The 13,019-nt window shown below is 39.5% G+C and carries 16 protein-coding genes; 5 read left to right on the plus strand and 11 right to left on the minus strand.

Annotation, left to right across the window (positions count from 1 at the left end; genetic code table 11):
- Positions 1-224 precede the first annotated feature (224 nt).
- Both LJY09_RS17805 and LJY09_RS17810 read right to left on the minus strand, forming a co-directional pair.
- Complete coding sequence (locus LJY09_RS17805; protein ID WP_108674808.1) at positions 225-608, minus strand: FixH family protein; 384 nt, start codon at positions 606-608, stop codon at positions 225-227.
- A 204-nt stretch (positions 609-812) separates the two neighbouring features.
- Positions 813-1,160 carry a DUF6054 family protein gene (locus tag LJY09_RS17810; RefSeq protein WP_228307365.1) on the minus strand — a complete coding sequence of 116 codons (348 nt, stop codon included), beginning with the start codon at positions 1,158-1,160 and terminating at the stop codon, positions 813-815.
- A 143-nt stretch (positions 1,161-1,303) separates the two neighbouring features.
- Here LJY09_RS17810 and LJY09_RS17815 point away from each other — a divergent pair, with 143 nt between their 5' ends.
- Entirely contained in the window at positions 1,304-1,723 is a 420-nt protein-coding gene (locus LJY09_RS17815) for a MarR family winged helix-turn-helix transcriptional regulator (RefSeq protein ID WP_108674809.1), read from the plus strand.
- A gap of 46 nt (positions 1,724-1,769) precedes the next feature.
- Here the strand turns inward: LJY09_RS17815 and LJY09_RS17820 are convergent, their stop codons facing one another.
- The gene (locus LJY09_RS17820; protein ID WP_228307366.1) at positions 1,770-2,933 is read right to left on the minus strand and encodes a DUF4179 domain-containing protein; all 1,164 of its coding nucleotides are present in this window, start codon (positions 2,931-2,933) and stop codon (positions 1,770-1,772) included.
- A gap of 19 nt (positions 2,934-2,952) precedes the next feature.
- Positions 2,953-3,465, minus strand: a complete 513-nt coding sequence (locus LJY09_RS17825; protein WP_108674811.1) for a sigma-70 family RNA polymerase sigma factor — start codon at positions 3,463-3,465, stop codon at positions 2,953-2,955.
- Positions 3,466-3,613: 148 nt separating this feature from the next.
- Between LJY09_RS17825 and LJY09_RS17830 the strand changes: the two genes are divergently transcribed.
- The gene (locus LJY09_RS17830) at positions 3,614-4,627 is read left to right on the plus strand and encodes a S66 family peptidase (RefSeq protein ID WP_155010752.1); all 1,014 of its coding nucleotides are present in this window, start codon (positions 3,614-3,616) and stop codon (positions 4,625-4,627) included.
- A 303-nt stretch (positions 4,628-4,930) separates the two neighbouring features.
- Here the strand turns inward: LJY09_RS17830 and LJY09_RS17835 are convergent, their stop codons facing one another.
- A complete protein-coding gene (locus LJY09_RS17835; RefSeq protein WP_155010753.1) occupies positions 4,931-5,284 on the minus strand; it encodes a DUF4181 domain-containing protein in 354 nt (117 codons plus the stop codon).
- A gap of 191 nt (positions 5,285-5,475) precedes the next feature.
- On the opposite strand from LJY09_RS17835, the gene LJY09_RS17840 reads away from it, so the two are divergent.
- Complete coding sequence (locus LJY09_RS17840) at positions 5,476-6,126, plus strand: DUF975 family protein (protein WP_221815583.1); 651 nt, start codon at positions 5,476-5,478, stop codon at positions 6,124-6,126.
- Between the two features lie 49 nt (positions 6,127-6,175).
- Here LJY09_RS17840 and LJY09_RS17845 read toward each other — a convergent pair whose 3' ends face one another.
- Entirely contained in the window at positions 6,176-7,090 is a 915-nt protein-coding gene (locus LJY09_RS17845; RefSeq protein ID WP_098113252.1) for a DMT family transporter, read from the minus strand.
- A 515-nt stretch (positions 7,091-7,605) separates the two neighbouring features.
- On the opposite strand from LJY09_RS17845, the gene LJY09_RS17850 reads away from it, so the two are divergent.
- Positions 7,606-8,448 carry a C40 family peptidase gene (locus tag LJY09_RS17850; RefSeq protein ID WP_034267107.1) on the plus strand — a complete coding sequence of 281 codons (843 nt, stop codon included), beginning with the start codon at positions 7,606-7,608 and terminating at the stop codon, positions 8,446-8,448.
- Between the two features lie 57 nt (positions 8,449-8,505).
- Here the strand turns inward: LJY09_RS17850 and LJY09_RS17855 are convergent, their stop codons facing one another.
- Both LJY09_RS17855 and LJY09_RS17860 read right to left on the minus strand, forming a co-directional pair.
- Positions 8,506-9,177, minus strand: coding sequence for an MOSC domain-containing protein (locus LJY09_RS17855; protein ID WP_154973952.1), 672 nt, complete (start codon positions 9,175-9,177; stop codon positions 8,506-8,508).
- Between the two features lie 54 nt (positions 9,178-9,231).
- On the minus strand, positions 9,232-9,438 hold the full coding sequence (locus tag LJY09_RS17860; protein WP_155010754.1) for a hypothetical protein: 207 nt from the start codon (positions 9,436-9,438) through the stop codon (positions 9,232-9,234).
- Between the two features lie 467 nt (positions 9,439-9,905).
- Between LJY09_RS17860 and LJY09_RS17865 the strand changes: the two genes are divergently transcribed.
- Positions 9,906-11,081, plus strand: coding sequence for a NupC/NupG family nucleoside CNT transporter (locus tag LJY09_RS17865; RefSeq protein WP_154973957.1), 1,176 nt, complete (start codon positions 9,906-9,908; stop codon positions 11,079-11,081).
- 51 nt (positions 11,082-11,132) lie between these two features.
- On the opposite strand, the gene LJY09_RS17870 is transcribed toward LJY09_RS17865, so the two are convergent.
- The 3 genes from LJY09_RS17870 to LJY09_RS17880 all read right to left on the minus strand — a co-directional run bounded on the left by LJY09_RS17870 (position 11,133) and on the right by LJY09_RS17880 (position 12,702).
- Entirely contained in the window at positions 11,133-11,453 is a 321-nt protein-coding gene (locus LJY09_RS17870; RefSeq protein ID WP_155010755.1) for a hypothetical protein, read from the minus strand.
- 81 nt (positions 11,454-11,534) lie between these two features.
- Positions 11,535-12,383: a sialate O-acetylesterase gene (locus LJY09_RS17875; RefSeq protein ID WP_228307787.1), complete on the minus strand. Its 849-nt coding sequence runs from the start codon at positions 12,381-12,383 to the stop codon at positions 11,535-11,537.
- A gap of 91 nt (positions 12,384-12,474) precedes the next feature.
- Positions 12,475-12,702 carry a hypothetical protein gene (locus LJY09_RS17880; protein WP_016765065.1) on the minus strand — a complete coding sequence of 76 codons (228 nt, stop codon included), beginning with the start codon at positions 12,700-12,702 and terminating at the stop codon, positions 12,475-12,477.
- Between the last annotated feature and the right edge of the window lie 317 nt (positions 12,703-13,019).

A 13,019-nucleotide genomic window follows, 5' to 3' on the forward strand; every position in this document is an offset into this window, starting at 1 on the left:
AAAAAGGGTTTGTTCAATTTGACTGTCCCGTTAGTTGAATAAGATTACTGTTATTATCCTAATTTTAACATAGGTTTCCTAACGTTTGGTTTACTGTCTAGGAAGAAACGAAATGATTAAAAAATTAAACCATTTTGTGTCAACGGTAAAAGACGTTGAAAAAGGAACTTATTAAAAAAAGAGAATGCACAAGGCATTCTCTTTTTAAATGGCTATATAAGGTACTACTCTTTAGACTTGCCTACCTCTACTTTTTTCGTAAACATTTTCATGTCATCATCTACCGTCACGTGAGCGGTAATCATATATTCGCCGTCTTCTTTAAACGTATAGTCCGTACTGTATACACCTTTTCCTTCGTGCGGTGCTTTTGTCATTTCTTGATTGATGTAGCCTTCTTTTTCAACTTGGAACTGTACGTCATCTGCGTTTTCTACTTTTTTATCTCCTTGCGTCACAAGGACTTTAAGCTTGACTTGTTCATTTGCTTGAATTGATTCCGGTACTTCAATCGTTCCTTTTACTTCTTTTGAACGTGAATCATTTGCCTTTGAACAGCCTACTATAGCTATCATTAAAACGAATAATACGATGCTGAGTTTTTTCATTATGTTGTTCTCCTTTGTTATGTAAATGTGAAGTCTTCCTGCAATTTCATATTATACTCATTTATCCGGTAAAAAGAGAAAAATTGCTTATTGTCCACATAAAGTTCTTATTTCTACAGTAGCTTTTACATCTTTTCATTTCTCTAATCGTCATTTCCTTCACAAAAAAGCTGAAGAAGCGTATTGCCTTCTCCAGCTTTACCTTTATCTCTGCGGTTCTTCTAGCGTATAAGCAGACAGTGCGTTTTCGACCCATCGTAAAAAATCTTTGCTTGCTCCCCAGTCAATATTTAATACCCCTTCTGCGCTTCCTGAAGGAATACACTTAACTTTGTTTGGACCCGACACATTTTCTAGAATAATGGTTAGTGATCCTCTGCCGCCGGTGCGGAAAAAATAGCGTTCAAACACAAGCGTGCACAGCTGCTTGCCGTCTCCAAGGTCATAATATTCTTTGTATAGTAAGTCACTTTCCGAATTATTTGCGTTCACAAGCTTTTTTGCTCCATCAAAAGGAAGCAGCGTCGTTTTAAATTCAATTACCTTTCCCATCACTCAAGCCCCTTTCTATCGCAACAGATACCTACTACTTCTCTTTTTCCCTCTAAAAAACCTGCCGCTTCTCTTTATGTACAATATGGTACAATAGAAAAGAAAAAGAATTGTTTGAACGGAAAAAGGAGCATACAACCTCTATGAATACACGAGATCAACTTATCCAAAATGTGGTTTCCACGATGCGAAACCAAACGAAAAAAATGCAGCTGTCGGTTATCCCCACTTTAAAATCATATATTCCTTTAAATGAATTTTTAGCGCTTCGCCTGCTGTATAAAGAAGGCAATCATATCGTTTCTGAGATTGCCGAGCATATGCATATCTCAAACAGCAGCATGACGTGCGTCAGCGACCGTCTCATGGAAAGAGAATTTGTCACGCGCGTACGCAGTCAAAAAGACCGCCGCGTTGTCTACTTATCGATTACGGGTAAAGGAAAAGCGTTTGCAGAAGAAATGGAAAAAGTGCTCACCAAAGAATACGGTGAAAAGCTTAGCCATTTTACGGATGAAGAATTACAGACGTTTCTTCGCTTGTTAAATAAAATGGATATTTAATAAAAAACCAGATGCCCGCTAAGCAGGCCTCTGGTTTTTATTTGTGTTAGTTGTCATTTACCTTCAAATTAAAGGCGTCTGAAGTTAAGTCTTTTGACCAGTCTTTTTCGTGTTCACTTACATACGGAATAAATCGAAGCATAGTGACGTCCTTATCATTTCGGTACTCTCCGTCCATCTCTATCACTGTGTCTGTTCCTCCTCCACTGCCGCTTTCAGAAAGATTTCTTCCATTTTGATCTTTTATGTCTACACCAACATCCGTTCCGCCTCGGATGCTTCCGTTTGATGATGTAAACGTATAGTGCATTTTAATCGAAACAGGCGATACGCGAACTTCTTTAATAGACAATACGCCTTCTATTCCCTTTTCGCTAATCGGAATTTCCTTGTTTAACGGATACACTTTAGTATCAGCAATAATTTTTGAGCCGTTTACGCTGGTGTGTACGGTCCAATTCCCTTTAATTTCTCCGTACGAATCCCGGTAGTTCCCGCTTTTCGTCTGACCAGGATTCTTTTCAAATTCGAGGCTTGTGAACTGCGCGCTGATTTGATAGTTTTTGTTTGGATCAATATGATCTAGCACGCTGTAGCCTTCCACATCGATTTTCCCGTCTCCGTTCGTGTCCGCTTGCGTTAGTTTTAAAGCGTACAGATAGTCCCAGCTTCCGTCTTTGTTTTTGATTGGTTCCTCTCTAATACTTGAAGCAGAATCAAAAAACGACATATTACCAATTTTCACGTGCAGCTCTCCCGGTCGAATTGGGGTGTTTCGGTTAAGACCTAGTGCCGTTCTTCTAAATTCATCTGCGCTAATGGTTAACCCAAGCAGCACCTGTCCGTCATCAAGCATCATTTCATTTACTTTTACTTGAATGCCTTGGTCCGTTGCCGTTTCATTTACCGCTTTTTTATAGCTGCTCAAACTGCCTTCAGGCTTGTTCATAAGCAGCTCAATTTGCTGACCGAGCTGCTGACTGATTCGCACAGCCGATGCCCATACCGTTTCGTTTTGCATCATTACAGGCGTCACAGCAAGCAACAGCACCGCAGCGGCAATCAACGGACGCGCTTTTTTCCGCGCGGGCTTTATTTCACGTTTTAAGCGCTTTTTCATTCGTTTTTTCTCGCTTGCCGTTAGGTCGATTTCTTCATATTCATCAAAGTCTACAGAAGATCCGTTTAATAAGTCATATTGATTTTTCATATCTGCCCCTCCTTATTTCTTATTTAAAAATCGCTTTTAACTTTTTTCGTCCGCGCGACAGCCGGTTATATAAATTGCTGATGGTGGTCTCTTGTTTTTTCGCAATTTGCTTCAGCTCGACTTCTTGTAAGTAATACGCTTTAAACAGCTCGCGGTCTCCTTCACTTAAGTGACCTAAAAGTTCTTCCAAGTCGTCCCTTTGAACGTTATGAACTCCTGGTGTTTCACCAAACTCCGCTTCACCAAGCGCTTCGTGCTGCGTTTTTATGTATTTGCGCTGATAGTCAATGGCTTTATACTTCGCAACAGCCGCAACCCAGTTTTTAAACGTATTTTTCTCCGAATCAAAGCGGTGAATATGATGCCACACGGCTAACAATACGTCGTTTACACACTCTTCTTCATAACCTTTCAGCGTGCCTAGATGCTTACGTACAATGGCGGTAATTAACCCTCCGTACTGATCGATTAACAGCTCTAATCCTTTTTCTTTTTTCCGTGTTATACACACAACAATCCAGTCATCTTCCATGACATTGCTCCTTTCTCCTTGCTTTTACATCTATTAATACGGATTCTTTTTACAAAACCTATCAATCTTCTTAAATTAAATTAAAAATAAGCTTGTTCAGTATTTCTCTCGCTGGTAAAATAAGCTAAAACCTTTGAAGGAGGCCGCTATGATTACCTATCCTTTTCTGACATCCAACCCAACTATCGGCGTAACCGCACCGTCTTCTGGTGTACCTCAAGCTCTTCACTCCATGTTTTCTTTATCGTGTGAACGAATGAAAGAAAAAGGCTTTTCTGTTATACCCGGAGAAACCGTGTGGACGCAGCACAAAGCAAAATCTGCTTCTCCTAAAAAACGTGCAAATGAGCTTCAAGCCATGATTACTGATGAAAACATTGATATCCTTATCCCGCCTTGGGGAGGCGAGCTACTCATTGAAATTCTTGAACATCTTGACTTTACAAAATGGAAAACAAAATGGGTGCTTGGTTACTCTGACACCAGCGTTCTTTTGCTGGCAATTACACTTAATACCGGGATCGCAACGGCTCACGGAACCAACTTTGTGGACTTGCGAGGAGAATACTGGGATCCAACGACTGCGATGTGGCAGCAGGTATTAACGACCAAAAAAGGAGAAAGCGTGGTTCAAGTTTCTTCTGATTCCTATCAAACAGAATGGCAGCACGATAACCCGTCACCATGCGTGTTTCATTTAACGGAACAAACGGCTTGGAAACATACAGAGTCACGTGAAGTTCATATCCAAGGACGCCTGCTCGGAGGATGTATTGACGTAATCAGGCACTTAGCGGGAACTCCTTTTGGAGATGTCAAAGCTTTTCGAGAAAAATATATTCCTTTAGAACCGGTGATTTGGTATTTTGACAACTGTGAACTGACGACTGTAGACCTTCGCCGTTCGCTTCTTCAGCTTAAGCTAGCGGGCTGGTTTGATAACTGCTCGGGCATTTTATTCGGCAGAAGCAGCGCTAATGAGCCCGTTGATTTCTACACTGCTGAAGATGTGTATCATGATCTTGCCTCCGACTTACATATTCCCGTTGTCTATGACATCGACTGCGGCCACCTCCCTCCTCAGCTCACGCTTATTAACGGCGCGTATGCGCGTGTTAACGTAGAGAAGAATAAAGGCACAGTTGTTCAATACTTTACGTAAAAAAAGAGGCTTGTATATAAGTAGTTTATTTAATTGAAGAAAAATTCGAACGAACTTGATTCCTGATGGAGAATCCAATTCTTTCGGATTTTTTTATGGGTATGGTGCACGTAGGTTTGTTTCATATATGTAGGTGCTTCTAATGGTTGATTGGAGGGCAAGACGAAGACTCCTGCGGGAAAAACGGAACAAGTGAGACCCCGCAGGAGCGTTCGCGACGAGGAGGCTCACCGGCCGCCCGCGGAAAGCGCAGTCTTGCACGGAAATCAACCGCGGTTCATTTCGTCGTTTCACAATTTTGTTTTACATATCTGTCATCAGTAATACAAACGTCCCAAATAAGAAAAAAGTTGCACCAAACCACGAATGATAGTGCTCTTTTTTCTTTCTTTCAAACTTCCATTCTTCAAATCCTCGAATTACGTACAGGAGAAAAAAGAAAAGAAACATAAAAACGGAGGTATAGGCTGGAGGTATAACAAAGATCAGCACTAAAAACGCAGCAAGCATCACCATTTCAAGTGTGATAAACAGCGGACGCCTTCCTTTAAAGCTTCTCCAATAGCTTTTTTTCATCTTTGTATTCAGCTTCTTTCGCATGGCAAGATCCAGAAAGATATAAACGACTGCCAGAATCAGCAAATACACAAGCGTCATTTCCGTCCCTCCTTCCAAATTAAAATATCCTTATACTTCCATTTTAAAGAACTTTCCATAAATTTCAAGCCTTTAAAAACTTTATCCAACTTATTAGTGCAAGCATTCATATATTTAAAAATCGCTAATATATTGACTAATGTACAGGTTAAATTCTCTGTATAAACTCACCTAGAGGGGGACATCAAGTTATGAGAATAAAAGAAGTGAAGCAAGGTGCACTCACAGCGCTGAAAAACCGCTGGGGATTCGCCGTACTGCTTACGTTCGTTACGTATCTAATTGCTGCCGGTATTCCAGGACTTATTGACTTTCTTGTTAACGGATTTCCAAGTGGGTCTGAAACCGAATACTCACAGTCTACCTTAGCTAATATTGTATCCCTGCTGCTCGTACCGCTCTTTTTTTCTTACTACTGGGTACTATTGCGTCTGGTGCGAGGAGAAAGTGTACGTGTAGGAAACGTGTTTGATTCATTTTCATCTGCGGGATTATACTTTAGAACACTCGGACTTTACTTGCTAACGATTATTTATACCGTGCTGTGGAGTATTTTACTAATCATTCCCGGCATCATCAAAAGCCTTGCCTATTCACAGGCTTACTACGTATTCCGCGATAACCCAGATTATTCGGTGAACCAGTCTATTACTGAAAGCAGACGGTTAATGAACGGCTACAAGTGGACCTACTTTTTACTCCTTTTAAGCTTTATCGGCTGGGGCATTTTAAGTATGATCACGCTTGGCATCGGGTTATTATGGCTCGTTCCGTACGTAACGACTTCGCTTGGCGTATTTTATGAAAAGCTAAAAGCAAATGAAACAGAAGTTGCTGAATAGAAGAAAAACCGTATTCGAGTTGCGAATACGGTTTTTTTTATGGATAGCTTTACGCTGCCTGATCTCCTCCATCAGAGGGCTTTAACTTTTGATTCTTTGCTTTTTTATTCACTAAATAAATACTGATAATAATAAGCACTAGCCCTACAAGAAGTGATGATGTAAACGGTTCGTCTAAAAAGAGTGTTCCAATGACAATTGAAATAATCGGAACAAGAAAATTAAACGACGCCACTTTGCTGGCCTCTCCTTTACTGATCAAATAAAAATAAATGAGCCACGCAACGGCAACAGAAAACAGTGCTAAAAATAAAAGCAGCAGTATAGATGATGAATTCCACACTATATGAGACCATCCTTCCACTCCGCTGCCGGTCGCTGTCATAACGACTCCGCCGACAAGACTTTGAATGGTAATAAGCCAAATGCCATCTACACTGTCACTAATACGTTTGATATAGACAGTTCCAATCGCCCAGCTCAGTGCCGTAAGCACAGCAAGAATAATTCCAACGGCTGAAGCATTAGCAGATAATTCTCCCATGCTGATGGTAGCTACACCTACAAAACCAAGAAGCAAGCCACCTATCTTCACAGCGTTCATGCTTTCTCCAATCCACATCCATGCAATGATGCCGATGAGCACCGGCTGCAAATAGACAATCACGCTGAAGACCCCTGCTGGCATAAACATAAGTCCAATCGTTTGCAGACCGTAGAATAAGATTGAATTAAATAGACCTGACACCATATATTTACGCCAGTTCTGCTTCCAGTGAAGCTGTTTAGCTCTTGGCAGTGCGACTGCTAATAAGATGATTCCCGCACTTAATGACCGCAGTCCAGATAACAAAATAGGCGATGAATAGCCAAGCGCAAGCTTCGACATCGGCCATGTTAATCCCCAAATCAGTACAAGAGCAGCTAAAAGAATCCCATTAATAAAAGATGATGACTGTTTCATACAACAACCACTCCTACATATATGAATGTAAATGATTCACGCGTTCATTCCTCCTTGTATACTACGCTTCTTTTTCACTCGCTTCAACTGGATGCTTTTGATGTAATTTATGTATAGCAGTTATAGTAACTGAGTTTCTTTTATGACAGCGTATCTTTCTTCTCTATGTGCTCATTTAGAAAAAAATAAAGTGTATCGCTAGTGGCGATATCACTTTTTACCTATAGCTTTTATACATCCTAAAAGCCTTGAAGCCATTCAGCTGCTGGGTTTCTGCTCCCCTTTTTCATTTAGCTGACATATTTTCTAATAAATCTATGAATCTCCTAAACATTTCTACCTAGATTAATTGTCAGAATTATTACAGAGAAGGTGACAATTCTACTTATATCGCCCTTTAATATTAAAACTATGTTACAAAATGTCGTAATTTGGAATTAGATGTTTACTTTTCCTGTCAGGATTGATAGACTCACAGTTGTGAATAAAACAAGTTATGGAAAGGGAGAAAGAACATGCTAAAGAAAGCAAATCGTACAGTTATGAATATGGGGTTAGCAGCATTACTTGTTCCCGCTGCCCTAACATTTAGCACAACTTCAGCAAGTGCAAATGACGGAGGCGCTGCACCAGCACCCGTACAAGAAAAGGTAACGCCAAGCGTACCTCAACAACAAGCAACTACTACTAATCAAAAAGTCATCGTAAACGTGAGTGCGTTAAATATTCGTCAAGGAGCTAGCTTTTCATCTCCAGTTGTTGGAACGGCAACACAAGGCCAAGAGTTTGCTATTTTAAAAGAAGCAAACGGCTTAGTTGAAATTGCACCAAACAAATGGATTTCAAAAAGCTCAAGCTACGTAACAATTGCATCAGGTAAACCAAGCGCAAGCCAAGTAAAAGGTGTAAGCACATCAACTCCTTCTACTTCTACAGCATCTGCATCTACATCTGCAGCAAAAGAAACTAGCACACCAGCACCTGCTCCAACAACAAGCACGGCTTCTGGAAGCACAGTAAATGTTGCACGTAGTTTAGTAGGATCACCTTACCAATGGGCAGGAAACACACCAAGCGGATTTGACTGCTCAGGCTTTATCGCATACGTGTTCAACCATAGCGGTCACAGCATTTCACGTACAAGCGTAGCCAACTACTGGAACATGGCGACAAAAATTTCGTCTCCACAACCAGGCGATCTAGTATTCTTCCAAAACACATACACAAGCGGCCCATCTCACATGGGAATCTACATCGGAAACGGCCAAATGATTCATGCTGGTTCACACGGTGTAGCAGTAGCTGACCTAGATGTTTCTTACTATCAAGATCATTTCTTAGGATACGGACGCTTCTAAGAAAAAAATGCCCTCCAATCGTTAGATACGTTCTAACGATTGGAGGGCATTTACTTTTTATCGCTGCGCGACAGAAAGAGCCTTTTCAATACGCGTTTGAAATTTATTTTTCCAGTCTTCCGCAAGTTCAGAAACTTCTAACGCCCGCTTCATCCCTTCTACATCTTTTGAATGATGGAAATATAAATCAAGCGTGAACCAAACGGATACTTGATCTGGATGAGCTTGAATTAATTTCACTTCCGCGTCTTTCGTAATTGTGCCTTCTTTCAGCACGCGGCAAAGGTAGCCGGTATAGCTTGTCTCAATCATTCGTTTTAAAAGACCTTTAACGCCCGTTCTCTTCGTAATCGTGTCGCATGGATTTCGACCTTGCGTCACTTGAATAACAGCGTCCCCCACTTGATAAATGTCTCCAATGCATACGTCTTTTTCAACCATGCCCGCTAAGACAAGATTTTCTCCAAACGCAGACATCGGCAGCTCCGTATCAAATTCTTCGTTCCATTTTTTATAGTGCTCATACGGATACACGCACACCGCACGATCCGGTCCGCCGTGATACTTTAAGTTCGCTACGCCGTCGCCTTGAAACCCTTCTTTTGCTAAAAAGGTCTCGTCTACTTGCTTTTTGCATATACCTGTCCGCATTTCTTTGTCAGAGCCGTATGCCATTTGTTCAGGCATGCCGGTTGCTAAATGAATCAGCTTTCTCTCGGGTGTTGTCATTATGTTTACACCTCTTTTATCATTTTTACTAGTTTACCACACTTATAGAGCATTTTATTTACTTGTTAGCTCTCTCAGCGGCTTCCACTTAAGTCCTAATGCATAATTAATAGCGGTAGCTGCGACAAATCCAAGCAGCACTCCTGGAACGGTCGGCATAAACAAAGATGGAAACATCGCTACGCACACCAGTGTTACCACAAAATTTCCGGTATACGACCATTTGGGATGCTTTGAAAAAAATGTTTGAATACTATTCATTGCTAACGCCTTTATACAACTACTTTGTCATTCCTCATGAATATTCTACCATTAAAAAGGAAACATTTCTCTCAAACGACGTATTATAGGTCATTTTGTCTCTTTTTTACTTCTCATATTAGAATTCCAAGAACCGGAAGTATCATAAATTTTTAAAAATATTTCACAATTATATTAAAAATATCTTCATTTCCCCTTTTTCTTTTGTTCAAAATGATTTAAGATAGTAGAGGCTGTCGAAATATAAGTTATTATGTCAGTTTTGCATGTTTTTTTACATATTAGCACATAGTAAATATTATTTTACAATTACGTCATTTTTTATAATGGCCTAAAAAATTTTGCCCATTTTTAACAAAATTGGCGTAGAAGTTCCGTTTTTGTATAAAATAGAGGCCGATTTACATAGTCATTTCTATGCACGTCCCTCTTTTATAAATATAGGATACATGTAAGGAGAAAAGTAAATGTCAATTTTAATGGGAATTATCGGGATTGTAATTATCTTAGCAGTTGCATTCCTCATGTCAAACGACAGGAAACTTATCAACTATAAAGGCATCGCAGTTATGCTTGTCATCCAGCTTGCTATCTCTGCTTTTATGATGAATACATCGATTGGTCGCAAGGTGCTTGACTTTATCACAAGTGTATTTACAAAGATCTTATCATTTGGTAACGACGGAATTTCGTTCGTGTTTGGAGATCTTGCAGGAAAAGGCATTTTCTTTATCCAAACGTTAGTTATGATTGTATTCGTTTCAGCGTTATTAAGTATTTTAAACTACTCTCGTATTTTACCCTTTGGGATCAAATATATCGGAGGACTTGTTTCAAAAATTACCGGACTTCCCCAAATCGAAAGCTTCACAGCCGTGAACGCGATGATTTTTGGTGATACAACGGCATTAATTGCGGTGAAAAACCACATTGGAGGTTTAACGCCAAACCGTTTATTTATCGTTACAACAACGTCTTTAGTATCCGTTTCTTGTTCGATTCTAGGCGCATACATGCAGATGATTCCTGCTGAATACGTATTAATTGCTCTTCCGCTAAACGTATTCTCTGGTTTAATTGTTTCTTCTATCGTTGCACCTGTAAAAGTGGAAGATGAAAACGAAGTCGATATTAAAGCGCCTGCTAAACAAGGCACGCTGTTTGAAGCAATCGGTGACGGAGCACTAGACGGCGGACGCGTTGCGTTAATCGTAGCAGCTATGCTTGTGACATACGTTGGTCTTTTAGCATTAGTGAACTACGTATTAAACGGCGTAATCGGATTAACTGTTCAAGATATTTTAGGTTATATCTTCTACCCAATTGCCTTTATCATGGGTATCCCGGCAGACGAACTGATGAGAGCGGGCGGCGTAATGGGAACAAAAGTAGTAGCAAACGAATTCGTTGCCATGCTTGACTTCCAAAAAATGATGCCAAACCTTTCTGAAAAAACGATTGGTATCGTATCAGCTTACTTAATCTCATTTGCAAACTTCAGCTCAATCGGTATCGTTCTTGGTACGATCCAAGCAATCAACGGCGAACAAGCTTCACGCGTTGCAAAGTTTGGTTTGAAAATGCTGTTAGTCGCTACAATGGGATCGATTTTAACAGGTATTATGGTTGGATTGTTTATTTAATGAAAAAGCACTCACTTGTGGTGAGTGCTTTTTTAGCTTTTCTATCTGTTTTTAATTCATATCAACAATAGAAGTAACGCGGTAGTTATCATTATAGCTGACGTTTACTACGTATTGCTTCGATTCGCCTTCTTTCACCTTTCCCGTTACCTCTATATACTCAAAACCACGGTCCGCAAAATCTGCTTTTTCCACCACTAAGTCTTTATGTCTTTTTTCTTTAAAGTATGTAATGGCTGCCTGCTCTGCCTTATGGAACATTTGATCATTTTGTTTTTGCTCCATTTGTTTTTCTTTAGAATGGTTCATGTACATTCCTGCGCCTACGACTAGGAGTATAAGAACTGAACAAAAAATGAGAGCTTTTTTCATTGCTTTTCTCCTTCTTCAGCAATACTGCAAGCTTTCTGTTGGATTCATGCTGTAATCTGCCTCCAACCTTTTAATTCTGCTTTACTTACTTTCATTAATAGTAGAGACATTAATAGAAAACTCCTCAAAACTTAACTGTCCCAAGGCAAACTTCATACTTTCAACAAATATACGTTCATTTTTAGTTAGTTCACGCTTTGCTTCCTTTTCAATCCATTCATGCTCAACGTCTAAAACATCTAACACATGCTTTTGTTTTGAAAAAGCCTCATAGTATCTTAATCCAAACTTTCTTTGGGAAACGGCATCAATATGAATGCCATCTGGATTTGCTGTTAAGCCTTTTGATGTTACAAAATAACAATTTTTTTCAGCATGGGCAACTTTAGATAATAACTGATTTATTTGTTTATATTCTACGGCGCTTTTTCCAAATCCGACTTCTCCAAGGTAATGTCCCAACTCACCGATAATAATAGGGATATCTGGTGCATTCAATTCTTCTCTCAAGTGTTTAAATAATGAAAGCAATTTATCTTCATACGTCTTATAACGTTCTCCGTAACTGTCGCTTTCTCCTTGATGCCAAAGAATTCCCACTAACTCACTTGTTTCCATTGCGAATTTCGCTTCAGAAATCGCGTGTCTTGTTAATAGTCCGTCACTTGTCCACTCATCAATTGAGCTTCCTCCCTCGGCACATGGTATTAGCCCAATGGACTCGCCCAGATGATCCTCTGTCCAAGCTTGAGCAAAAGAGGCTGCCGGCCCAACACCAGATATGTGACGATCAAAATTAAGTGGTTCTGCCATCGTTTGCCACCTACCGTTTCGTAACATATGTATATGCTCATTATAAATCGGCGGTACATCCTCAATAAATCCTCTGCCTGCCATATTTGATTGTCCAATTAATAAGATAGATTTCATAGAAATACCTTCTTTCTCTTCCATGTTGATCACTTTTTTAAAATTTGCTCGTGCTTATACTTATAGAATTAGTTACACTCTGATATATGGCTCAATTAATGGCTTCAAGAGCTTGTTTCAAATAATCCATTTCAGAGGTTATATCATCTATCTGTTGGTTTAACTGACTTACTTTATCAAGAGTATTCTGTGCATCCAATAAATTAATTTCTAACATCAAACGGCTTGCTTCACTCTCAAGTTCCAATCTCTTTGCAAATAATACCTCGTGCTTTTTTATAATTTCTGATTTTAAATTCTTACTATTGGTTTCTTTCATACTTCTACCTCACTAACTTGTAATAACAGTGTTTTATTGAGCTGTAAATTCCCCTATATAATTTAATAATTACCTACAGGGTAGTTTATGACATAGTTAAAGTTGCCTTTTTCACTTACAGGAAAACCGCATTTACATAAGATAAATAATAAGAACCAATTAAAATAAAGTCCATTATTCACTTTCCTTGGACGGCGTTCATAAGCTCTTGGTGTTGACATTGAGATACATACTGAGCGTTCAGAAGCTTTCCTAACTATCAAAAACAAACGAAACATTCCATAATAAGGGAAATTTGAAATCATTTTGTTTTTTTT

It is taken from the genome of Priestia sp. J2 (genome assembly GCF_020790095.1).
In the GTDB taxonomy this organism is placed as follows: domain Bacteria; phylum Bacillota; class Bacilli; order Bacillales; family Bacillaceae_H; genus Priestia; species Priestia zanthoxyli.